Origin of the sequence: Streptomyces sp. AC558_RSS880, assembly GCF_019049255.1 — a bacterium.
Taxonomy (GTDB): Bacteria; Actinomycetota; Actinomycetes; order Streptomycetales; family Streptomycetaceae; genus Streptomyces.
In genome coordinates, this window is sequence record NZ_JAGMUJ010000150.1 from 313,356 (window position 1) to 334,555 (window position 21,200).

The following is a 21,200-nucleotide window of genomic DNA, read 5'->3' on the forward strand; positions in this document are numbered from 1 at the left end:
ACGTTCGGCCAATGGCCGAATCTGTCGTACTGGATCCGGTGGACCTCCATCTGCTGCGGCTGTTGCAGAACGACGCCCGGACGACGTACCGGGATCTGGCCGCGCGGGTCGGGGTCGCGCCGTCGACCTGTCTGGACCGGGTGACCCGGTTGCGCCGCTCCGGAGTGATCCTCGGGCACCGGCTGGAGCTGGACCCCGCCAAGCTGGGGCGCGGGCTCCAGGCGCTGCTGTCGGTGCAGGTCAGACCGCACCGCCGGGAGCTGGTGGGACCGTTCGTGGAGCGGATCCGGGCGCTGCCGGAATCGCTGACCGTGTTCCATCTGACCGGCCCCGACGACTATCTGGTGCACGTCGCGGTCGCGGACATGGCGGACCTGCAACGGCTGGTGCTCGACGAGTTCACCGCCCGGCGGGAGGTGGCCCGCGTGGAGACCCGGCTGATCTTCCAGCGGTGGGACTGCGGGCCGCTGCTGCCGCCTTCGCCCACAGCTCAAACGGGATGACGTACCGCGGGCCCGGTACCAGGATGGTCCGCATGTCTCAGACCCACAGCGCGCTTCCCCGTCAGGTCGCCGACGCCTACGTCGACGAGCTCATCGCCCTCGACCCGGTCACCGGAACGTTCCTCGGAGTGAAGGAGAGCTCCTCCCGTCTGCCCGACCTCTCGCCCGCCGGGCAGGAGGCGCTCGCCGAGCTCCGGCGGGCCACCCTCGCGCGGCTCGACGAGGCCGAGCGGCGGCCCGGCGCGGACAGCGGCATCGAGCGCCGCTGCGCCCGTCTGCTACGCGAGCGGCTCACCGCCGAGCTGGCCGTGCACGAGGCCGACGAGGGCCTGCGCGCGGTCGGCAACCTGGGCACGGTCTCGCACTCGGTGCGCGAGGTGTTCACCGTGACGCCGGCCGAGACGGAGGAGGACTGGGCGGCGATCGCCGAGCGGCTGCGCGCGGTGCCGGCCGCGCTGGCGGGCTACCGGGAGTCCCTCGCGCTGGGCCTGGAGCGCAAGCTGTACGCGGCTCCGCGCCCGACGGAGACCTTCGTCGGCCAGCTCACCGAGTGGGCGGACACCGGCGGGGGCCGCGGCTGGTTCGAGGACTTCGCCGCCGCGGGACCGGACGCGCTGCGCACGGAGCTGGACGAGGGCGCCCGCGCGGCGACCGCGGCCGTCGTGGAGCTGCGGGACTGGATGCGCGACGTGTACGCGCCGTCGATCGAGGGCGCGCCGAACACGGTGGGCCGGGAGCGCTACGCCCGCTGGGCCCGCTACTACAACGGGACCGATCTCGACCTGGACGAGGCGTACGCGTACGGCTGGTCCGAGTACCACCGGCTGCTCGGCGAGATGAAGAAGGAGGCCGAGAAGATCCTGCCCGGTGCCGGGACTCCGTGGGTGGCGCTGGCGCACCTGGACGAGCACGGCCGGCACATCGAGGGCGTCGACGAGGTCCGCGCGTGGCTCCAGGGCGTGATGGACCGGGCGATCGAGTCCCTGGACGGCACGCACTTCGACCTCGCCGAGCGGGTGCGGAGGGTGGAATCGCGGATCGCCCCGGCGGGGAGCGCGGCGGCGCCGTACTACACGCCGCCGTCGGAGGACTTCTCCCGGCCGGGCTGCACCTGGCTGCCCACGATGGGCCTGACCCGCTTCCCGGTGTACGACCTGGTCTCGACCTGGTACCACGAGGGCGTGCCGGGCCATCACCTCCAGCTCGCGCAGTGGGTGCACGTGGCCGCGGACCTCTCCCGCTACCAGGCCTCCGTGGGCATGGTCAGCGCCAACGCCGAGGGCTGGGCGCTGTACGCGGAGCGGCTGATGGACGAACTCGGCTTCCTCGCGGACGCGGAGGAGCGGCTGGGGTACCTGGACGCGCAGATGATGCGGGCGGCCCGGGTCATCGTCGACATCGGCATGCACCTGGAGCTGGAGATCCCGGCGGACTCGCCGTTCCACCCGGGTGAGCGCTGGACGCCGGAGCTGGCCGAGGAGTTCTTCGGGGCGCACAGCAGCCGCCCGGCGGACTTCGTGGAGAGCGAGCTGACCCGCTATCTGACGATCCCGGGCCAGGCGATCGGCTACAAGCTCGGCGAACGGGCGTGGCTGCTGGGCCGGGAGAACGCCCGCGAGCGGCACGGCGACGCCTTCGACCTCAAGGCGTGGCACATGGCCGCGCTGTCCCAGGGCTCGCTGGGCCTGGACGACCTGGTGGACGAACTGTCGGCGCTGTGAGCCGGGCCGGCGCCGTCAGCGCCGGAAGCCGCCCTCGGAGTCGATGACCTGACCGGTGATCCAGTCCGCCTCGTCCGTGGCCAGCCACGCGATGAGGCGGGCGGGGTCGTCGGGCATGCCCCAGCGGCCGGCGGGGAAGCGGGCGGCGACGGCGTCGTAGGCGTCGCCGGTCAGGTAGTCCGTGTCCACCGGGCCGGGGTTGACGGTGTTCACGGTGACCGCGTGCCCGGCCAGGGCGGTCGCCAGGGAGCGGGTGATCGAGGCGAGCGCGCCCTTCTGGAGGGCGTAGGCGATCTCGCCCGGCATACCGCCGGCGATGTCCTGCCCGGAGGTCATCATCACCACGCGCCCGCCCGGGCTGCGCGGGGGCAGCGCGGCGCGGTGCCGGGCGTGGGCCTGGACGAGCAGCAGCACCGAGCGGGTGTCGACGGCCCAGTGCGCGTCGAGCATGGCGGCGTCGACGGTGTCGAGGTCGCCGTCGGAGCCGCTGAGGGCGTGGTTGGCGACGAGGATGTCGAGTCGTCCGCCGAGCGCCTTCGCCGCGCGGGCGTGCAGTTCGGCGGGGGCCGCGGGGTCGGTGAGGTCGCCGGGACCGGCGAGCACGCGGGCGTCGGGGTCGCCGAGGGCGTCGCGCACGGAGGCGGTCACGTCCTCGGTCCGGTCGGCGCCCCAGGGCATGGCGGCGTCGTGCGGCACGTGGTGGTGCAGGTAGACACCGGCTCCGTAGGCGGCCAGACGCCGGGCCACGGCATGGCCGATGCCGCCGCGCCGGCTGGCCCCGGTGACCAGCGCGGTCCGGCCCCGCAGGGGCAGGGGGTCGCGGCGGAGTGCTTCGGGTGCGGGATGGGGGAGCCTGGGCATGATCGCCCATGATGCGGGGCCGGGCGGGCCGGCGCACGCGAATATCGGCCGGACGACCCGCCCGCTCGGCGGTGCGGCCGCCACGGTGCTCCCGGCCGAGCCGTGCGCCGTGGCCGTCCACGGTGCGCACGGACCGAGGCCGACGGGGCTGCCCAGGGGCGCTCGTCCCCGTCGGCCCGGTGGCGGGCGCCACCCCCGTGGTGGCGGACCGCCGGTCAGGTCAGCGGCCGGACCTGGACGAGGACCAGCCAGGTTTCCGGGCCCGGCTGCACCTGGGCCGCGCGGACCGCGTAACGGCCCGGGGTGAGCGTGAGGCGCACGTGGTCGGTGCCCGTGGAGTCGCTGCCGGGCCAGGCCGCGTCGAACAGGACGACCGTGCCGGGCACCTTCCAGTGCACCTCGGGCTGCCACCGCGCGGTGTGCAGCGCCGCCGGGACGCTCGCCAGGAGTTCCGCCTCGCAGTCACCGGCGATCCAGCGGACGAGGGTGCCGTGCTCGGGGAGGAAGGCGGTCGCGGCGGGCTCGTCGCCCAGGACCAGGGCCGCCGCGTCGCCGACCGGGAGGAGCCCGACGAGTCCGTCCACCTCGCAGGCCCGGTCGTAGTCCGAGGCCGTCTCGTCGCCGTCGGCGCCCGTCCAGAACGGCAGCACCGTCTCCGGCACCGCGACGAGCGGCCCGCCGCCCGACTCCACCCACTCGACCGTGCCCGGCTCCGCGTGTCGCACCATGCGCAGAACCTACCGGGTCGGCTCCCTCACCGGATCCGGGGGTTCAGCATCCGCAGTCGTCGGCGCCCACGGGTGCGGTCAGCGGGTCGGGGCTTCGACGCTCGCGGCCCTGCCAGGTCTCGAACTCGAAGCTCTCACGCGCCCAGTACTCGAATCCGCCGAGCATCTCCTTGACCTGGTAGCCGAGTTCGGCGAGGGCGAGCGCGGCGCGGGCGGCGCCGTTGCAGCCGGGGCCCCAGCAGTACGTCACGACCGGGACCGACGGGTCCAGGAGCTCCGCGGCCCGCTCGGGGACGAGCGCGGTGGGAAGGTGCACCGCGCCGGGAACATGTCCCTGGTCCCAGGCCTCGGTGGAGCGGGTGTCCACCAGGACGAACCCGGGACCGCCGTCGGCCGCGAGCGCGGCGGCCACGTCGGAGACGTCGGTGTGGAAGGCGAGGCTCGCACGGAAGTGGGCGGCGGCCTCGGCCGGGGAGGCGGGGGCGACGCGCAGGACGGGGTTCACGGTGGTGGTGGTCATGGGAGAGAAACTACGGCCGCGGGAGCCGGGCCTGAAGCGGAGAACCCCGGCCTTCACCTTGATCTGCCGGGGATTCCCTGCTACTTCTCGGGAATGACCGCGCATTCCCCGGACGCCACCGACTGGCGCATCCTCGACGTCCTCCAGCGGGAAGGACGGACCGGTTTCGCCGAACTCGCCCGCGCCGTCTCGATGTCCGCGAGCGCGGTCACCGAACGGGTGCGCCGCATGGAGGAGGCCGGGGTCATCCAGGGCTACGCGGCGGTGGTGGACCCCGAGCGGCTCGGGCTGCCGATCCTGGCCTTCGTACGGCTGCGCTACCCCGCCGGCAACTACAAGCCCTTCCACGACCTCGTCGCCGTGACGCCCGAGATCCTGGAGGCGCACCACGTGACGGGCGAGGACTGTTTCGTCATCAAGGTCGCCGCCCGTTCGATGCGGCACCTGGAGGAGGTGGCGGGGCGGATCGGCGCGCTCGGCTCGGTGACCACCAGCGTCGTCTACTCCTCGCCGCTGCCGCGCCGCCCGCTGGGGCGGTGAGCCGGCCTCAGCGGGCCCCGCGCTGGCGCAGTTCCGAACCGGAGCGTCCCTTCACGACCTCCAGCTGGGCGTGTATCCGCCGCCGCAGATCGCCGACGTGACTGACGATGCCCACGCTGCGGTCGCGTTCCCGCAGGGAGTCCAGGACGTCCAGGACCTCGTCGAGGGTCTGGTCGTCGAGGCTGCCGAAGCCCTCGTCGATGAAGAGGGTGTCCAGCCGGACCCCGCCCGCCTCGTCGGTGACGACGTCCGCGAGGCCGAGCGCGAGGGCGAGGGAGGCGAAGAAGGTCTCGCCGCCCGAGAGGGTCGCGGTGTCGCGCTCCCGTCCGGTCCAGGCGTCGACGACGTGCAGTCCGAGTCCGCTGCGGCCGCGGCCGGTGCGGTCGTCGGAGTGGACGAGGGTGTACCGGCCGGACGACATGCGGTGCAGCCGTACGGTCGCGGCGGCGGCGACCTGTTCCAGGCGGGCGGCGAGGACGTACGACTCCAGGCGCATCTTCCGCTCGTTGTCCGCCGAGGTGCCCGCGGTGAGTCCGGCCATGCGGGCCACCCGGTCGTACTCCTGGCGCAGTGGTCCCAGCCGGCGCACCGAGGCGGCGGCCCGCGCGGAGAGCCGGTCGAGTTCGGCGCAGCGCCGGTCGGCGGCGTCCCGCGCGGAGGCCGCCTCGCGCACCCTGCGGCCGGCGTCCTCGGCGGCCCGCTGTGCGGTGGTGAGGTCGGCGGGCGGCTGCTGTGCGGCGGCCGCGGTCTCCGGTTCCGCGAGGACGGCCCGTACGGCGGCCTCCTCGTGCTGCCAGGCGTCCAGGCTCTGCTGGAGTTCGCGGTGTGCGGTGTCGTCGAGGAGGGCGTCCGCGGCGGCCTGCGGGGTGTCGAACCCCGCGCGGAAGGCGGCGTCGGCGAGCCGGGCGTCGGCCTCCTTGAGCCGCTGGGCCGCGTCCTCGGCGGCGCGGGCGGCGTCGGCGGCGTCCGTGAGCCGTGCGACGCTGCGCTCCAGTTGCGCGGCGCGCGCGGCCACGCTGGTGGCGTCCCCCCGCGCCCGCGTCAACTCCTCCGTCAGCGCGGCGTGTTCCCGGTCCAGCCGCTCGCGGTGGCCCACGCGGGAGGCGGCCCGGACGGCCGCCTCCCGCTGGGCGGTGATCCGCAGCTCGTGCTCGTCCTCCGCGCGGCGCAGCCGCTCCTGCTCGGCGTGCAGCACGGAGGCGGCGTCCCGGGCCTGGGTGTACTGCCGCTCCAGCTCCTCCACTTCACGGGCGAGTTGCGCGGTCGCGGTGTCCCCGGCCTCCGCGCTCGCGGCGGCCAGCGCCTCCCGGACGGCGCCGAGCCTCCGCTCGGCCTCGGCGCGGCGGTCGTCGGCGTGCTGGTGGTCGGCGAGGGCGCGTTCCTCCGTCGCGCGGTCGACGTGCCCGTCGACCTTGCGGGCGGGGGCGGGGTGTTCGGTGGCGCCGCAGACCGCGCAGGGTTCGCCGTCGGTGAGGCCGTCGGCCAGTTCGGCGGCGATGCCGTTCAGGCGCTGTTCCTTGAGGTCGAGCCAGTGCTGCTTCGCCGCGAGCGCCTGTTCCCGGGCGGCGCGGGCCTGCTCCTCGGCCGTTTCCGTCTCCCCGGCCAGCCGGTCGCGCAGCCGCGCGGCGTTCAGCCGCTGCCGCGCCGGGTCGCGCCGCACGGCGAGTTCACCGGCCCGCGTCGCGGCCTGCTGCGCGGACTCGATGCGGTTCTGCAGAGCGGTCCGGGTCTCCTCCCAGTCCGCGAGCCAGGTCTCCGCGTCCTCCCGCACCTCCTCGTCGGCACGTTCCTGGCGGTCCAGGTCGGCGCGCTCGCCGAGGAGTTCCGTCAGCCGCCGCTCGGCGCGGCGGGCCGACTCCAGCCCGCCCAGTTCCTCGGCGGCCCGGCGGGCGGCGGCCGCGAGTCCGGCCGCTCCCGCGTCCGCGAGGGACGCCGGGAGCAGGGCACGCGCGCGCAGTTCGGCACCGGCCGCCCGTCCGTGCTCGGCCTCCGCGGAGTCCCTCAGGTCCAGGGCCGGGGCGACGGTCTCGGCCTTGCGGGCCCGCTCCATGCGGGTCCGCGCCTCGTGGTGGGCGCCGGACCGCTCCTCAAGCCGGGCCGCCCGCTCCCGTGCCTCGGCGAAGCGCCGTTGCAGCCGGTCCCGTTCGCGTACGGCGTCCAGGACGCGGTCGGCGTCGGCGAGGGCGGACTCGGCGGTGGCGAGGCGGCAGCGGGCGGCCGTGAGCTGTTCCCGCGCGGTGCTGCGGGCGACGGCGGCCGCGCCCAGCACCGTCTCGGCCAGTCCCGGTTCGCCGGGCGTCAGCTCGGGCAGCTCCATGGAGTCGCCCGCGGCCTGCTGCATCCGGTGCGCGTCGGCGAGCAGGTCGGCGTCGCCCTCGCGCACCCGGGACTCGGCGGCCCGCCGGCGTTCGGCGAGGCGCTTCTCCACGTCGGCGAAGCGGCGGGTGTCGAAGAGGCGGCCCAGCAGCCTGCCGCGGGCTTCGGCGTCGGCGCGCAGGAAGCGCGCGAAGTCGCCCTGGGGCAGCAGCACCACCTGGCAGAACTGCTCGCGGCTCATACCGAGGAGCTGGGTGATCTCCTCGCCGATCTCCTGGTGCGAGCGGCTGAGGTCCTTCCAGGTGCCCGAGGCGGCGTCGCGTTCGCGCAGCCAGGTCTGGGCCTTGTCCACCGTGGTGCCCGTACGGCGGCCCTTCTTGGGACGCTCCCAGGGCGGCTGCCGGGTGATCTCCAGCCGGCGTCCGGCGACGGTGAGTTCGAGGGTGACCTCGGTGCGGACGCCCGGGGCGGCGTGGTCGCTGCGCAGGGTCATGCCCTGGCCGTTCTGCCGGGCGCCGGGGACGGAGCCGTACAGCGCGTAGCAGACGGCGTCCAGCACGGAGGTCTTGCCGGCGCCGGTGGGGCCGTGCAGCAGGAAGAGCCCCGCGGCGGACAGCTCGCCGAAGTCGACGCTCTGGGTGCTCCCGAAGGGCCCGAAGGCGGTGATGTCCAGCCGGTGCAGCCTCATCGCGCCACCTCCCGCACCGCGTCGTCCGCGCGGACCGCGTCGAAGGCGTCCCGCAGGACGGCCCGTTCGTGCGCGTCTGGTCCTGCGCCGCGCACGTGGGTGACGAAGTCCTCGGCGATCTGCTGGTCGTCGCGGCCGGCGAGGCGGCGGGCGTAGGAGACCGCGGGGTCGTCCGCCGCCCGGTCCGGGTCGAAGACGAGGCTGAGGGTGTGCGGGAAGCGCTCGGTGAGCCGGGCCATGGGGTCGGCCGGGCGGACCGGGTCGGTGAGCGTCGCCTCGACCCACGCCTCCGTGTGCGGTGCCAGTGCGGGATCGGCGAGCAGTTCCTCGAGGGTGCCGCGGATCCGGGCCAGCGGGCGCGGCACCGGGCAGTCCACGCGCTCGGCGGTGACCGCCCCGTCGGCGGCCAGGTCGACGAGCCACATGCTCTTGCGGTGGCCGGCCTCGGAGAAGGAGTACGGCAGCGGGGAGCCGGAGTAGCGCACGCGTTCGGTGAGGGTCTGACAGCCGTGCAGGTGCCCCAGCGCCACGTAGTCGACGCCGTCGAACACCCCGGCGGGCACGGCGGCCACCCCGCCGACGGTGATGTCCCGTTCGCTGTCGCTGGGTTGGCCGCCGGTGACGAAGGCGTGCGCGAGGACGACCGAGCGGGTGCCGGGCGCGCGGGCGGCGAGGTCGGCGCGGACGCGGTCCATGGCGGCGGCGAGCACCGCCTCGTGGCCGGCCTTCTCCACCGCGAACTCGTCCTTCACCAGGGCGGGTTCGAGGTACGGCAGCCCGTAGAAGGCGACGTCCCCGTGCCCGTCGGACAGCACCACGGGCGTGCCGCACGCGGACGGTTCGGTGCGCAGGTGGATGCCGGCGCGCCCCATGAGCCCGGCGCCGACGCCGAGGCGGCGGGCCGAGTCGTGGTTGCCGGAGATCATCACCGTCGGCACACCCAGGTCGGCGAGACGGTGCAGGGCGTCGTCGAACAGCTCGACCGCGGCGAGCGGCGGCACCGCGCGGTCGTACACGTCTCCCGACACGACCACCGCGTCCACCTCGCGCTCACGCACGGTCCCGACGAGGTGGCCGATGAACTCGGCCTGGGCCCCGAGCATGCCGACCCGGTGGAAGGACCGGCCGAGGTGCCAGTCGGAAGTGTGCAGCAGTCTCATGATCCCCGCAGCGTAGCCGCCGGGTCCGACAGCACGGGCGGTTACTCCCGTATCGCCCGTCATGACAGATCTCACGAACGCCCTTCACGTCGGACTCCTTGCCGATCGCCGCTCTGCCGGAGGCCTTCCTTCCAGGGCAAGATGGACCGTGTGAGCGGGGACACACACAACGGGGACCGGATCGACTTCCGCAACGGGACGTTCCGGGGCGAGGCGATCGGGAAGAAGGTGGAGCATCATCACCACTACGGCCCCATGCCGCACGTAGAGGACGCGCTTCCGCCGGTCGCCGCCGAGTTCACCGGGCGCGCCGAGGAGCTCGACGCGCTGCTGGCGGCACTGGCCCCCGGCCCCGGCGGTCACGTTCCGGTCCCGGTGACCGCGGTGGCCGGGCTGGGCGGCGTGGGCAAGACCGCGCTGGCCGTGCGAGCCGCTCACACGGCACGGGAACGCGGCTGGTTCCCCGGCGGCGCGCTGTTCGTCGACTGCCACGGCTACGACGAGACGCCCGCCGGAGCCGAACAGCTCGTGGAGGCCCTACTGCGCGCCCTGGGCGTGGCGGCCGCCCACGTGCCGACGACGCTGGACGAACGAGCCGGCCTCTACCGCTCGGTCCTGGCCGAACGGGCCCGCACGAGCGGCGCGGTGCTGATCGTGGTGGACAACGCCTCGCACCCCGGGCAGGTCAGACCACTGCTGCCCGGCCACGGCGCGCACCGCGTCCTCGTCACCTCCCGCGACACCATGCCGCAGCTCGGTGCCCACCTCCTCCGTCTCGACATCCTCCGGCCCGAGGTGGCCCGCGACGTGCTGGACGTGGCCCTGCGCACGGCCGCCCCCGCCGACCCACGCGTCCTGGACGCCCCCGAGGCGACCGGGAACCTGTGCGCCCTGTGCGGGTATCTGCCCCTGGCGCTGCAGATCGCCGCCGCCCTGCTCATCGCCGATCCGGGCAAACCGGTGACGGAACTGGTCGCGGAGCTGGCCGACTCCGCCACGGTCATCGATCACCTGGACGACGGTGAACGCGGCGTGCGGGCCGCGTTCGACCTGTCCTACCGCCGCCTCGGTCCGGGCCCCTCCCGCCTGTTCCGGCTCCTGGCGCTCGCCCCGGGACCGGAGACGAGCGATGAGGCGATCACCATGCTGTACGGGGCCGGCGCGCTGCCTCGGCCGGAGCTGAACGTGCTGGTCCGCGCCCATCTGGTCGGGCCCGGCAGCGTGCGCGGCTACTGGACCATGCACGACCTGGTCCGCGCCTACGCGCTGGACCGCGTGACCCGCGAGGAGTCGCTGCGTGCCGAGGGCACACAGGCACGGGCCCGGCTCCTCGCCCACTACCGGCGGCGCGCCGAGGAAGCCGACCGGCACGTGCAGTCCCGTCCCGGCCCCTCCCCCGGGTTCAGCGACCGAAGGGACGCGCTGAGCTGGCTCGACCACGAGCGCACCGGCCTCGTCTCCGCCGCGCTGTGGGCGTCCGACCCCGTCCACGCACGGGACGGACTGGGACTGGCGCTGAGCCTTTACGGCTATCTCAGCTGGCGGCGATACGTCGATGACGCCGTGTCCGTCTACCGGTGCGCGGCCGAGGCGGCACGCGTTCTGGGCGACGACCTCGGCGCGGGCCGGGCGTGGAACGCCCTCGGGCTGGCTCTGCGCTACAGCCGCAGGATCGAGGAGGCCGTCGCGGCGCACACGCGGGCCCGCGGGATCCACGCGTCGCGCGGGGACCGGCTCGAAGAGGGAAAGACCTGGGACATGCTGGGAGTCTCCTTGACCGAGGCGCGCAGGTTCGACGAGTCGATCGAGGCCCACGAACGCGCCCGCGAGCTGGTGCACGCGGCCGGCGACCGCCAACTCGAGGCGTCGACCTGGAACAACGTCGGCCGCGCCCTGTTCAAGCTGGGCCGCTGCGACGAGTCGGTCGTCGCGCTCACCCGGGCCCGCGAGAGGTTCCACGCGGTCGGCGACCGCCTCCACGAGGCCACCGCGACGAACAATCTGGGGCGCTCCTTCCGGGAGACCGGGCGCCTCGAGGAGGCCCTGGCGGCGCACACCACCGCTCGCGCGGTCTTCCAGGAGCTGGGTGCCCGGGAACGCACCGCCACGGCGTGGAACGACTTCGGTGTCGCCCTGTCCGCGCTGGGCCGCCTCGACGAGGCCGTCGACGCCCACCTGCTCGCCGTACGGGAACAGCAGGAGGTGGGCCATCGGCACGGCCAGGCGATCGCCGCCAACGACCTCGGAGTCGCGCTGCGGCGCGCGGGCCGCCTCGACGAGGCCGTCGCGGCCCACCTCCAGGCCCTGCGCCTCTACCGGGAGGTCGCCGACCGCTACGGCGAGGACGAGACGCTGAAACTCCTCAGCGCCGCCGGGCACAGGGAGGAAGAACCGCTCGGGGAAGCGGGGAGCCGATGACACGGCCGTCGCCACCGGCCCGTGCCGCCCCGGCGGCACGACTGGCGAGGACCAGTTCCCGCGTCCTGCTCCAGCCGACCCCGCTGTGCAACCTCGACTGCCGCTACTGCTACCTGCCCTCCCGTGGGCTCGCCCGCGTGATGTCCGACGAGGTCGCCGACGCCGTCGCGGGGACCGTCGACTCCTGGTCGGAACACCACCCGGTCACCGTGCTGTGGCACGGCGGCGAGCCGCTCACCACGGGGGTGTCCCGTCTGCGGGAGCTGTTCGACCGGTTTCCTCCGGGCCGTGGGCACCCGGTACGGCACGCCGTGCAGACCAATGCCTCGCTCATCGACGAGGCGTGGTGCCGGCTGTTCACGGAGCGCCGGATCGAGGTCTCCGTCAGTGTCGACGGTCCCGGTCCCGGCACCGATCGGGTGGACCGCGCCGGCCGGGAGGCGACGGATCGCGTGCTGCGCGGCATCGAGCTGCTCAAGAAGCACGGCATCGCGTTCGGGGCCATCGCCGTCGTGTCCGACCCGTCCGCGCGCAGGGCGGCCGAACTGCACCAGTGGTTCGCCGCTCTCGGCTGCCGCGTTCTGGGGGTGAACCTGGTGGAACGCAAGGGCGTGCACGCCGGAACCCTCCACGACGACGAGAACATCGCGGAGTTCTGGGCCGCGCTGGCCGCTCGTGGGCGCGCCGACCGGCGTATGGCGCTGCGGGACCTGGAGCACGCCTGGCGGTATGTCAGGGCGGAGCTGGCCGGTGTGGCCGGGCGGTGGGCCGGCCTGCCGGTCGATCCGCTTCCCATGGTCACCTGGGACGGGCAGGTGGTGCCGCTCAGCCCGGACCTCGCCGGTTTCCGCTCCGCGCGCCACGGCCGGTTCACCGTCGGCGATGTGCGGGAACGGGGGCTGGCCGGCTGCCTGGCCCGTGCCGAGGAGGCCCCCTGGGTCGCCGAAGCCCTGGCGGGGGTCGACGCCTGTCACGCCGTGTGCGACCTGTTCGCCTACTGCCGTGGCGGGCAGGCCGCCAACAAGTACTTCGAGACGGGCCGACTGGACGCGACCGAGACCCTCTTCTGCCGCAACGGCAGAAGACTCCTGATGGAAGGACTGATGCGCGATGCGGAACGAGTCGCCGGAAGAGCCCACGGTTGAGGCCCGCATGCGGTCCCTGGGTGCGGAGCTGTTCCCCCCGCCGGCTGCCGAAGTCTGCGAGGACTGCGGCGACGCCCCGTGCACGCACGCCGTGACCCTCTATTCGGGCGCCTCCGACCCCAGCCCGCTGCACGAGCCCGCCCGGTGAGTCCCCTCAGGCGTCCCCGTACGCCTCCCCGCCCAGCTCGAACCCCGCCGACCCGGCGGTGACGTCGGCGAGCCAGGCGCGGAAGGCGTCCACGTCGGCGTCCGGGAGGCCGATCTCGATGGTGACCTGCTCGGCGTAGCGCACGTCGCGGACCTCGCGGCCGGTGGAGCGCAGGTCGTTCTGGACCTTGCCGGCGCGCTGGTGGTCGACGGTGACCGTGGCCAGGCGGAAGCGGCGGCGGGTGATCGTGCCGAGGTTGTCGATGGCCTCTCCGACCGATCCGCCGTACGCGCGGATCAGGCCGCCGGCACCGAGCTTGACGCCGCCGTAGTAGCGGGTGACGACGGCGACGACGTACCGCATGTCGCGGCGGAGCAGCATCTGGAGCATGGGGACGCCGGCGGTGCCGCCGGGCTCCCCGTCGTCGCTGGCCTTCTGGGTGGAGGCGTCGGCGCCGATGACGTACGCCCAGCAGTTGTGGGTGGCGTCGGCGTGCTCCTTGCGGACGGCCGCGATGAAGTCCTGCGCCTCCTGCTCGGTGGCCGCCGGGGCGAGGGCGCACAGGAAGCGGGAGCGGTTGATCTCGGTCTCGTGCACGCCCGCGCGGGCGACGGTGCGGTACTCGTCCTGCATCCGGCCAGCCTATGCGTCCCCGCGCGGGCTACCGGCGCCCGCCCCGGGGCACCGTCACCGACGTCAGCAGGGCGGCACCGGGGGCGAGGTCCCGCCATTCGGCGCCGCGCCAGGACAGGACGGCGATCGCGGAGGTGGGGAACTTGGCGCGGACGCGGTCCAGGGTGTCGTCCAGGCCGTCGCCGGCCAGAGTCAGGACGAGGTCCTCAAGGCCCGGGTTGTGTCCGATCAGCAGCAGCGTCTCGACCTCGGCCGGTGTCTCGCGCACCACGTCCAGCAGCTCGGGCACGCCGGCGTGGTACAGGCGGGGGTCGTGGCGGACCGGCGGGGGTGTGCCCCACTGCGCGGCGGCCAGCTCCCAGGTGCGGCGGGCCCGCACGGCGGTGGAGCACAGCGCGAGGCCCGGCAGGCAGTCGGCCTCGGCGAGCGCGCGTCCGGCGGCGGGGGCGTCCCGGCGGCCCCGCGGACCGAGGGGACGCTCATGGTCGGTGACGCCCTCAGGCCGGGCGGACTTGGCGTGGCGCAGGACGACCAGGCGGCGCAGCGGTCCCGGCGCGGCGCGCTCGATCACGCCGGGGCTCCCAGGTCTCGGGTGAGGTCGAGGCCGAGCAGCCGGTCGGCGTAGGCGTACGTCTCGAAACGGGCGCCGTCCGCCAGGTCGGGGTCCGTCTCCACCGCGCGGAGGACGCCCAGCACTCCGGCCGTGTCGAGATCGTCCTCCCACGCGGTGCGCAGACCGGCGCGCACCGCGTCGGGGACCGGCCGCGAGGGCCGTCGCGCCCAGTCGGCGACCGCGCGGCGCCAGCGGTCGAGGGTCCCGGCGGCGTCGCCCAGGGCGGCCGGGCCGACCGTCACGGGCTCGCTCCTGGGGCGGGCGAGCAGGGTCAGCCGCAGGGCGGCGGGGTCGGCGCCGTCCGCCGGGCCGGGTGCCTCCCCGTGCACGGGGGCCACGGCGACGCGCACTCCGTCGGGTGTCGCGCCGCCCTCGCTCACCACGTGCAGCACCTGGGCCTCGCCCAGGCCGGTGCCGGCGTCCCCGCCGTCCTCGAAGGGCCGGACCCCGAGGGCCGCACCCGCCGCGCGCAGTTCCGCCTGCCACCGATCGCCGGTGAGCAGCGCCCAGACCGGCGTGCCGCCGAGTTCCAGGGCCCGTACGAGCAGGTCGGCGACGAGCAGTACACGCAGGTCCGTCGGGCCGGACCCCTGTGTGTGGGCCTCGACCCGGGTCAGGCCCCGCCGGGCGGGGGCGGCGTCCACGGGTTCGCCGGTTCGGGCGTCGGTGATGCGCAGCACGAGGCGAGCGTAGGCGCGTGAGCGGGCGTACGCAGGTATCCGGGCCGCTTTTCGGGTCGCCGTGTGCGGTTCCCGGCGCCGGACGGCCCGGTGACCGGTACAGTCCACCGGCTCCCGGGGGGAGCGAGTGGTGCCGGGAATCACCGTGCGCCCCGGTTCGTTGTGCGGAGCGACAGCTCTTCCACGACTCCCGGGAGGCCGACGGTGTACGGCGACGAGGCGACGGTCCGCAAGATCCTCACCGGACTCGGTGACACCTGGGCCGTGGTGGGCCTGTCGTCCAACCCGCGGCGCGCGGCGTACGGCGTGGCCCAGGTGCTCCAGCGGTTCGGCAAGCGCGTGGTGCCGGTGCACCCGAAGGCCGAGACCGTGCACGGCGAGCAGGGCTACGCCTCCCTCGCCGACATCCCCTTCGAGGTGGACGTCGTGGACGTGTTCGTCAACAGTGACCTGGCCGGGGCCGTCGCGGACGAGGCGGTGGCCAAGGGCGCCGGGGCGGTGTGGTTCCAGCTCGGCGTCATCGACGAGGCGGCCTACGAGCGGACCCGCGCGGCGGGCCTGGAGATGGTGATGGACCGCTGCCCGGCGATCGAGATACCCCGGCTCGGCTAGGGCCTGCCGCTCGGGGGCCGTGCCGCCATAATGGCGCGATGAGTCAGAGCTCCCCCCACCTCAACTCCCTTTCTCCCCCACGTTTTCCGGTCGTCGTCGTGGGCGCCGGACCCGCTGGGCTCACCGTGGGCAACATCCTGCGGGCGGCCGGTCTGGAGTGCCTGGTCCTGGAGACCGGGACCCGGGAGTTCATCGAACGGCGGCCGCGGGCCGGGGTGATCGAGGAGTGGGCGGTGCGCGGTCTGGAGCGGCGGGGTCTCGCGCGGAACCTGCTGGAGCGGGCCGAGCCGCACACCTCGTGCGAGTTCCGGTTCGACGGGGAGCGGTACCGCTTCTCGTACCAGGAGCTGACGGGTCGTCACCACTGGGTGTATCCGCAGCCGTTGCTGGTGACCGACCTGGTGCGGGAGTACGCGGACGTGCGGGGCGGGGACATCCGGTTCGGCGTGCGCGACGTGCGGCTGCACGACCTGGACGGCGACCGTCCGTCGGTGTCGTACGTCTGCCCGGAGACCGGCCGGCGGGAGGTCGTCGCCTGTGACTTCGTCGCGGGCTGCGACGGGGCCCGCGGGGTGACCAGGGCCTCCCTCGCTCCGGAGCGGGCCCGGGTGGCACGGCACGACTACGGCATCGGCTGGCTGGCCCTGCTCGCCGAGGCGCCGCCGTCCGCCGACTGCGTCCTGTTCGGCTGCCATCCGGACGGCTTCGCCGGTCAGATGCCCCGGGGCCCCGAGGTGACCCGCTACTACCTCCAGTGCCCGCCCGGTGACGACCCGGACAACTGGCCTCACGAGCGCGTCTGGGCTCAGCTGCGGAGCCGGCTCGGGGCGGCCGGGGCGGCCCCGCTCACCGAGGGGCGGCTGATCGAGAAGCGTGTGCTGGACATGCACGACTACGTCACCGAGCCGATGGCGTCCGGCCGGCTCTTCCTGGCCGGGGACGCGGCACACCTGGTCGCGCCGATCGCCGCCAAGGGCATGAACCTCGCCCTGCACGACGCGTTCCTGCTCGGCGACGCGCTGGTCGCCCGTCTCACCGGGGACGACGACAGCGGACTGGCCGGCTACTCCGCGGCCTGTCTGCGGCGCGTGTGGGACTACCAGGAGTTCTCGCAGTGGCTGTCCGAGCTGTACCACGGTGCCGCGGCGGGGGACCCGTTCCGCGCGGGCACCACGCTCGCGCGGCTGCGCCGCCTGTTCTCCTCCCCCGCCGCCGCTGCCGCCTTCGCGGAGCAGTACCTCGGCACGGCGGCCCGGTACTGAGGCCGCGGCCCCGTCAGTCGTGCGGCGGCCGGTCGCCGATCCGGTGGTCGGCCACGTTCAGCGCCTCGTCCACCAGCCGCCGCAGATGGCCGTCGCGCAGGGAGTAGATCACCCGGCGGCCCTCCTTGCGGGTGTCCACGAGACCCGCGAGCCGCAGGCGCGCCAGATGCTGGCTGACCGCGGGCCGGGCCGCGCCGCAGGCCTCGGTGAGCGTGGTGACATCGGCCTCGCCGCCGGTCAGGGCGTGCAGCAGGGCCAGCCGGGTGCGGTCGCCGAGCAGGGCGAGCAGCTCCGCCGCGAGCGCGTAGTGCTCCTCGCCGGGTGTGTGTGGCTGCGCATCGTGCGCAGGTGACAGGTGCATGCGTGCGCTCATACGCACATAATGGCGGGGTGGGCGCCGCCGCGTCCACCCCGCGCACCGGAAGGGGACGACCGTGAGCGACCGCCACCACCACGACGGGCACGAGCACCGCCGGACTTCGCCGCTCCACCGCCTCACTCATCTCCTCACCCCGCACTCCCACGAGACGGCCGACAAGCTCGACTCCGCGCTGGAGTCCTCGGCGAGGGGCGTGCGCGCGCTGTGGGTCTCGCTGGCGGTGCTGGGCGTGACGGCGCTGGCGCAGGCGGTCGTGGTGGCCGTGTCGGGCTCGGTGGCACTGCTCGGCGACACGGTGCACAACGCCGCGGACGCGCTGACCGCCGTACCGCTGGGCATCGCCTTCGTCCTGGGGCGGCGCGCCGCCACCCGCCGCTTCACCTACGGCTACGGGCGCGCGGAGGACCTGGCGGGCATCGCGATCGTGCTGACGATCGCCGCGTCCGCGGCCTTCGCCGGCTGGACGGCGCTCGGCCGGCTGCTGGACCCGCGTCCGGTCGAGCACGTCCCGGTGGTCGCCGTCGCGGCGCTGGTCGGGTTCGCGGGCAACGAGTGGGTGGCCCGGTACCGCATCCGGGTCGGGAGGGCCATCGGCTCGGCCGCGCTGGTCGCCGACGGACTGCACGCCCGTACGGACGGGTTCACCTCGCTGGCGGTGCTGCTGGGCGCCGGCGGCGCGGCCCTGGGGTGGCGGTACGCCGACCCGGTGGTGGGGCTGGCGATCACGGCGGCGATCGTCCTGGTGCTGCGGGACGCCGCGCGGGAGGTGTTCCGGCGGGTGCTGGACGCCGTCGATCCGGCGCTGGTGGACCGGGCCGAGCGGGCCCTGACCCGCGTACCGGGTGTGCGCGGGGTGGGTGAGCTGCGGCTGCGCTGGATCGGCCATCGGCTGCGCGCCGAGGTGGCGGTCGTGGTGGACGGCGGGGCGACGGTGCGCGAGGCCCATCGTGTCGCCGTCGAGGCCGAGCACGCGCTGCTGCACGCCGTCCCCCGGCTGGCCTCGGTCCTGGTCCACGCCGATCCGGAGCCGGTGCCGGGCGAGGCGGATCCGCATCTCGCACTGGCCCATCACGCGGCACGCGGGACGCCCTGATCCCGGCGCCGGCGGAGAGGACCCGGCCGCCCTCGCTCCGGCGGTGACCGCCGCACCCGTGCCGGTCTCCCGGGGCGTGACGGCCCGGGCGCCGGCCGGGGGGCGTGACGGCCCCGGTCCGGCCCTGCGGCGCCGCGAGGCCGGACCGGGGCTTCAGGCGGCCTGGAGCGCCTCGTGCTTCCAGAAGCCCGAGAAGGTGATCCTCTCCTTCGGCAGGCCGGCCCGGTGCAGGTGCCTGCGTCCCTCGGTGGCCAGCGTCGACTCGCCGACGACGAAGGCGTATCCCGCCGGGTCGGCGGGGCGGTGCCGCAGGAGTTCACCGAGCGCGGCACTCCCCGGCACGGACCTGTCACCCTCGCGGAGCACCCAGGTCACGGTCATTCCGGGCGGAGCGTCGAGCTCGCGCCGGTCGCCCGCGGTGGGCACCTCCTGGATGAGCCGGCCCTTCGTCCCGCGCGGCAGGGACCGCATGATGCCCGAGGTGGCGGGCAGTCCCGTCTCGTCGGCCACGACCAGGACCTCCGAGGCGTCCGGCGGACAGTCGAACAGGACCCCCTGGTCGAGGACGGCGAGCGCGTCACCGGGCCGGGCGCCGCAGGCCCAGATCGCCGCCCGGCCCTCGAGTTCGCCCGTCGGCCCGCGGTGCACGACGAAGTCGATGTCCATCTCCGCCGCCTCGGGGCGGAAGTCGGCCACGGTGTAGTTCGCACAGTGCGGGCGCTCGTCCTCCGGTATCGCCAGATAGGGCTGCCACCAGCGGGATCCGGTGAAGTCCGGCAGCCGCAACCGTTGCTGATGGGGCAACTGGAGGAACAGGCGGAACCAGTGGTCGTAACCCTGCCAAGGGAACTCGGCGAGGTCCGGCCCCGTGACGCACACGCGGTGCAGAGAGGGGGAGACACGCTCGGTGCGCACGACCTCGGCGCGGAACATCCTGGGATTCGTCGGCATCAGCCGGGGGATCTTCGACACGAAAGAAGGCTAGCCTAAGCTAACTTCGCGCGGACAGGGGCGGCCCTGTCCCGGGCCCGGCCGGTGCAGGTCAGGCCACTCCCAGCCCTTCCAGCACGACCGCTCCGGGCAGCTCCGCGAACGCCTTGCCCGGCACCAGCAGCTTGCCGCGCCGCCGGCCGCTGCCGACGAGCACGTACGGCAGGTCCACGACGGCCGCGTCCACCAGCACCGGCCAGTCCCCGGGCAGTCCGACCGGCGTGATGCCGCCGTACTCCATGCCGGTCTCCCCCGTGGCCGTGTCCATCGGGGCGAAGGATGCCTTGCGGGCGCCGAGGTGACGCCGTACGACGCCGTTGACGTCGAGCCGGGTGGTGGACAGGACGACGCACGCGGCGAGCGTGGTCCCTCCGCCGCGCTTGCCCGCCACCACCACGCAGTTCGCCGACCGCTCCAGCAGGTCCCGGCCGTAGTGCTCGACGAAGACGGCGGTGTCCGCCCAGCGCGGATCGGTGTCGACGTAGAGCAGTTGGTCCGCGGGGACGCTGCCGCTCCAGGCGCGGACGGCGGCGGCGACCGGTGCGGTCAGCTCGTCGAGGCGGTCGGGGGCGGGGGTGGCGTGGTCGAAGTCTCCGATGGGTGCGCGCATGGCCGCACCGTAACAGGGGCGTCTCAGTGCACGGGAGGCACCGAGACCGTCATGATCATCTCCATCGGGACATCGCCCTGATTGCCGTATGTGTGCGGCGTGTCGGCCTCGAAGGAGGCGCTGGCGCCGGCCGGCACCCGGTGCTCCGCCCCGTCGACGGTGAGGGTCAGTTCCCCGGACGTGACGTGGACGAGTTCGACCGTGCCGGCGGGGTGCGGGTCGGAGTCGCTGCTCTCGCCCGGCATGAGCCGCCAGTCCCACATCTCCAGCGGGCCGGGCGACTCGGTGCCGGCGAGCAGCCGGCTGTAGCTGCCGCCCTCGGTGTGCCAGAGCCGCACCGCCTGGTCGGCGGGGACGATCCGGACCCTCGGGCCCCGCTCGTAGTCGAGCAGGGTGGGGACGCTGACGCCGAGCGCGTCGCCGATCTTGACGACCGTGCCGATGCTCGGGTTGGTGCGGGCCTGTTCGATCTGGATGAGCATGCCGCGACTGACGCCGGCCCGGGCCGCGAGCGCGTCCAGCGTGAAGCCGCGCTCGGTGCGCCAGCGTTTGACGTTGCGCGCCAGGCACTGGGTCAGCAGGTCGAGGTCCGACACGTTCCGTCCGTTCCGTCCAGCAGGTTGGGCGGCGACCGGGCCCCGGTGTCCGGCTGTCGCGGGACGGCCCCGATCGTCCACCGCACTGTACTGCGACCGGAATCGGCGTCGGCCACGACCGGGGTGAGGGCGGCTCAGCCCTCGGGTTCCAGCTCGGCGAGCCGGGTCACGCCCTCCTTGTCCAGTTCCGCGAGCCGCGCGGCGCTCTCCTCGTCCAGTTCCGCCAGCGCCCGCAACTGCTCCGGGGTGATGCCCTCCGGGATCGGTACGGGCGCCGGGGTGCGCAGCGGCGGCTGCCAGCCGTCGGCGGGGGTCCAGCGGCGTACGACACGGGCCGGGGCGCCCGCGACCACGGCGTGGTCGGGCACCGTGCCCCGGACCACCGCGCCCGCGGCCACCACCACGTTCCGCCCGATGCGTGCCCCCGGCAGGATCACCGCGCCGGTGCCGATCCAGCAGCCGGGACCGATCTCCACCGGCTCCATCCGCGGCCACTGCTTGCCGATGGGCTCGTGCGGATCGTCGTAGGAGTGATTGGTGGAGGTGACGTAGACGTACGGCCCGAAGTAGCAGTCGCTGCCGATGGTGACCGTCGTGTCGGCGATGACATGGCTGCCGCGGCCCAGCACGACCCCGTCGCCGATGCGCAGGATCGGCTCGGGACCGAGGTCGAGACCGGGCATCAGACCGGCGGTGAGGGTGACCTGCTCGCCGACGATGCAGTGCGCGCCGATCCGGATCCAGGGCTCGCCGAAGACCGTGCCGAGCGGGAAGGCGAGCCTGGTACCTGTTCCCATCGCCCCGAAACGGAAGCGGCCGGGGTGCTCGGCGGTCACCGAGCCCGTGCGCTGCGCCCAGGCCCAGCCCGCGTGGACCGCGCGCTGAGCGAGGCGGCGCGGCCAGGACGAGAACGTGTTCTTGCGCTTCGGCACCCGCTCACCGTAGTCGGCGGGTGGCTCGCCGACGGGTCGGCGCCCCTGTGAT

General features: G+C 74.5%; 22 protein-coding genes. 9 read left to right on the forward strand and 13 right to left on the reverse strand.

Annotated elements, in window-relative coordinates; translation table 11 throughout:
• Positions 1-11: 11 nt before the first annotated feature.
• Together KUM38_RS34610 and KUM38_RS34615 are read left to right on the forward strand one after the other, a co-directional pair.
• On the forward strand, positions 12-503 hold the full coding sequence (locus KUM38_RS34610) for an Lrp/AsnC family transcriptional regulator (RefSeq protein ID WP_217135469.1): 492 nt from the start codon (positions 12-14) through the stop codon (positions 501-503).
• Positions 504-535: 32 nt separating this feature from the next.
• The gene (locus KUM38_RS34615; RefSeq protein ID WP_217135471.1) at positions 536-2,224 is read left to right on the forward strand and encodes a DUF885 domain-containing protein; all 1,689 of its coding nucleotides are present in this window, start codon (positions 536-538) and stop codon (positions 2,222-2,224) included.
• A 15-nt stretch (positions 2,225-2,239) separates the two neighbouring features.
• Here the strand turns inward: KUM38_RS34615 and KUM38_RS34620 are convergent, their stop codons facing one another.
• The 3 genes from KUM38_RS34620 to KUM38_RS34630 form a co-directional block, all read right to left on the reverse strand.
• Positions 2,240-3,085 carry an SDR family oxidoreductase gene (locus tag KUM38_RS34620; protein ID WP_217135473.1) on the reverse strand — a complete coding sequence of 282 codons (846 nt, stop codon included), beginning with the start codon at positions 3,083-3,085 and terminating at the stop codon, positions 2,240-2,242.
• Between the two features lie 215 nt (positions 3,086-3,300).
• Positions 3,301-3,813 (reverse strand): immunity 21 family protein, encoded by a 513-nt coding sequence (locus KUM38_RS34625; RefSeq protein WP_217135475.1) that lies wholly within the window; start codon positions 3,811-3,813, stop codon positions 3,301-3,303.
• A 43-nt stretch (positions 3,814-3,856) separates the two neighbouring features.
• The gene (locus tag KUM38_RS34630; RefSeq protein WP_217135477.1) at positions 3,857-4,333 is read right to left on the reverse strand and encodes a rhodanese-like domain-containing protein; all 477 of its coding nucleotides are present in this window, start codon (positions 4,331-4,333) and stop codon (positions 3,857-3,859) included.
• A gap of 93 nt (positions 4,334-4,426) precedes the next feature.
• On the opposite strand from KUM38_RS34630, the gene KUM38_RS34635 reads away from it, so the two are divergent.
• Positions 4,427-4,873: an Lrp/AsnC family transcriptional regulator gene (locus KUM38_RS34635; RefSeq protein ID WP_217135479.1), complete on the forward strand. Its 447-nt coding sequence runs from the start codon at positions 4,427-4,429 to the stop codon at positions 4,871-4,873.
• Between the two features lie 7 nt (positions 4,874-4,880).
• On the opposite strand, the gene KUM38_RS34640 is transcribed toward KUM38_RS34635, so the two are convergent.
• Positions 4,881-7,877, reverse strand: a complete 2,997-nt coding sequence (locus KUM38_RS34640; protein ID WP_217135482.1) for an AAA family ATPase — start codon at positions 7,875-7,877, stop codon at positions 4,881-4,883.
• Entirely contained in the window at positions 7,874-9,037 is a 1,164-nt protein-coding gene (locus KUM38_RS34645) for an exonuclease SbcCD subunit D (RefSeq protein WP_217135483.1), read from the reverse strand. Before KUM38_RS34645 ends, KUM38_RS34640 begins: the two co-directional genes overlap by 4 nt.
• Before the next feature lie 150 nt (positions 9,038-9,187).
• Here KUM38_RS34645 and KUM38_RS43430 point away from each other — a divergent pair, with 150 nt between their 5' ends.
• Genes KUM38_RS43430 through KUM38_RS34660 form a run of 3 tightly spaced genes read left to right on the forward strand, consistent with a single transcriptional unit; the run spans position 9,188 to position 12,748 of the window.
• Entirely contained in the window at positions 9,188-11,455 is a 2,268-nt protein-coding gene (locus KUM38_RS43430) for a tetratricopeptide repeat protein (RefSeq protein WP_217135484.1), read from the forward strand.
• Positions 11,452-12,600, forward strand: coding sequence for a cyclophane-forming radical SAM peptide maturase AmcB (amcB, locus tag KUM38_RS34655; RefSeq protein ID WP_217135485.1), 1,149 nt, complete (start codon positions 11,452-11,454; stop codon positions 12,598-12,600). The genes KUM38_RS43430 and amcB overlap by 4 nt, the downstream gene beginning before the upstream one ends.
• Positions 12,601-12,607: 7 nt before the next feature.
• Positions 12,608-12,748 (forward strand): hypothetical protein, encoded by a 141-nt coding sequence (locus KUM38_RS34660; RefSeq protein ID WP_217135486.1) that lies wholly within the window; start codon positions 12,608-12,610, stop codon positions 12,746-12,748.
• 6 nt (positions 12,749-12,754) lie between these two features.
• On the opposite strand, the gene KUM38_RS34665 is transcribed toward KUM38_RS34660, so the two are convergent.
• Genes KUM38_RS34665 through KUM38_RS34675 form a run of 3 tightly spaced genes read right to left on the reverse strand, consistent with a single transcriptional unit; the run spans position 12,755 to position 14,674 of the window.
• The gene (locus tag KUM38_RS34665) at positions 12,755-13,381 is read right to left on the reverse strand and encodes a YigZ family protein (protein WP_217135487.1); all 627 of its coding nucleotides are present in this window, start codon (positions 13,379-13,381) and stop codon (positions 12,755-12,757) included.
• Positions 13,382-13,409: 28 nt separating this feature from the next.
• The gene (locus tag KUM38_RS34670) at positions 13,410-13,952 is read right to left on the reverse strand and encodes a histidine phosphatase family protein (RefSeq protein WP_217135488.1); all 543 of its coding nucleotides are present in this window, start codon (positions 13,950-13,952) and stop codon (positions 13,410-13,412) included.
• Positions 13,949-14,674 carry a hypothetical protein gene (locus tag KUM38_RS34675; protein ID WP_308409129.1) on the reverse strand — a complete coding sequence of 242 codons (726 nt, stop codon included), beginning with the start codon at positions 14,672-14,674 and terminating at the stop codon, positions 13,949-13,951. Before KUM38_RS34675 ends, KUM38_RS34670 begins: the two co-directional genes overlap by 4 nt.
• Positions 14,675-14,878: 204 nt before the next feature.
• On the opposite strand from KUM38_RS34675, the gene KUM38_RS34680 reads away from it, so the two are divergent.
• Both KUM38_RS34680 and KUM38_RS34685 read left to right on the forward strand, forming a co-directional pair.
• A complete protein-coding gene (locus tag KUM38_RS34680) occupies positions 14,879-15,286 on the forward strand; it encodes a CoA-binding protein (protein ID WP_217135489.1) in 408 nt (135 codons plus the stop codon).
• A 38-nt stretch (positions 15,287-15,324) separates the two neighbouring features.
• On the forward strand, positions 15,325-16,548 hold the full coding sequence (locus tag KUM38_RS34685) for a 4-hydroxybenzoate 3-monooxygenase (protein ID WP_217135491.1): 1,224 nt from the start codon (positions 15,325-15,327) through the stop codon (positions 16,546-16,548).
• A 13-nt stretch (positions 16,549-16,561) separates the two neighbouring features.
• Here KUM38_RS34685 and KUM38_RS34690 read toward each other — a convergent pair whose 3' ends face one another.
• Complete coding sequence (locus KUM38_RS34690) at positions 16,562-16,921, reverse strand: metalloregulator ArsR/SmtB family transcription factor (protein WP_217135493.1); 360 nt, start codon at positions 16,919-16,921, stop codon at positions 16,562-16,564.
• A gap of 61 nt (positions 16,922-16,982) precedes the next feature.
• Between KUM38_RS34690 and KUM38_RS34695 the strand changes: the two genes are divergently transcribed.
• The gene (locus KUM38_RS34695; RefSeq protein ID WP_217135495.1) at positions 16,983-18,020 is read left to right on the forward strand and encodes a cation diffusion facilitator family transporter; all 1,038 of its coding nucleotides are present in this window, start codon (positions 16,983-16,985) and stop codon (positions 18,018-18,020) included.
• Positions 18,021-18,173: 153 nt separating this feature from the next.
• On the opposite strand, the gene KUM38_RS34700 is transcribed toward KUM38_RS34695, so the two are convergent.
• The 4 genes from KUM38_RS34700 to KUM38_RS34715 form a co-directional block, all read right to left on the reverse strand.
• On the reverse strand, positions 18,174-18,992 hold the full coding sequence (locus tag KUM38_RS34700) for a siderophore-interacting protein (RefSeq protein ID WP_217135497.1): 819 nt from the start codon (positions 18,990-18,992) through the stop codon (positions 18,174-18,176).
• Between the two features lie 70 nt (positions 18,993-19,062).
• Complete coding sequence (locus KUM38_RS34705) at positions 19,063-19,620, reverse strand: YbaK/EbsC family protein (protein ID WP_217135499.1); 558 nt, start codon at positions 19,618-19,620, stop codon at positions 19,063-19,065.
• A gap of 23 nt (positions 19,621-19,643) precedes the next feature.
• Positions 19,644-20,216, reverse strand: coding sequence for a helix-turn-helix domain-containing protein (locus tag KUM38_RS34710; RefSeq protein WP_217135501.1), 573 nt, complete (start codon positions 20,214-20,216; stop codon positions 19,644-19,646).
• A 134-nt stretch (positions 20,217-20,350) separates the two neighbouring features.
• Positions 20,351-21,148 carry an acyltransferase gene (locus tag KUM38_RS34715; protein ID WP_217135503.1) on the reverse strand — a complete coding sequence of 266 codons (798 nt, stop codon included), beginning with the start codon at positions 21,146-21,148 and terminating at the stop codon, positions 20,351-20,353.
• Positions 21,149-21,200 lie beyond the last annotated feature (52 nt).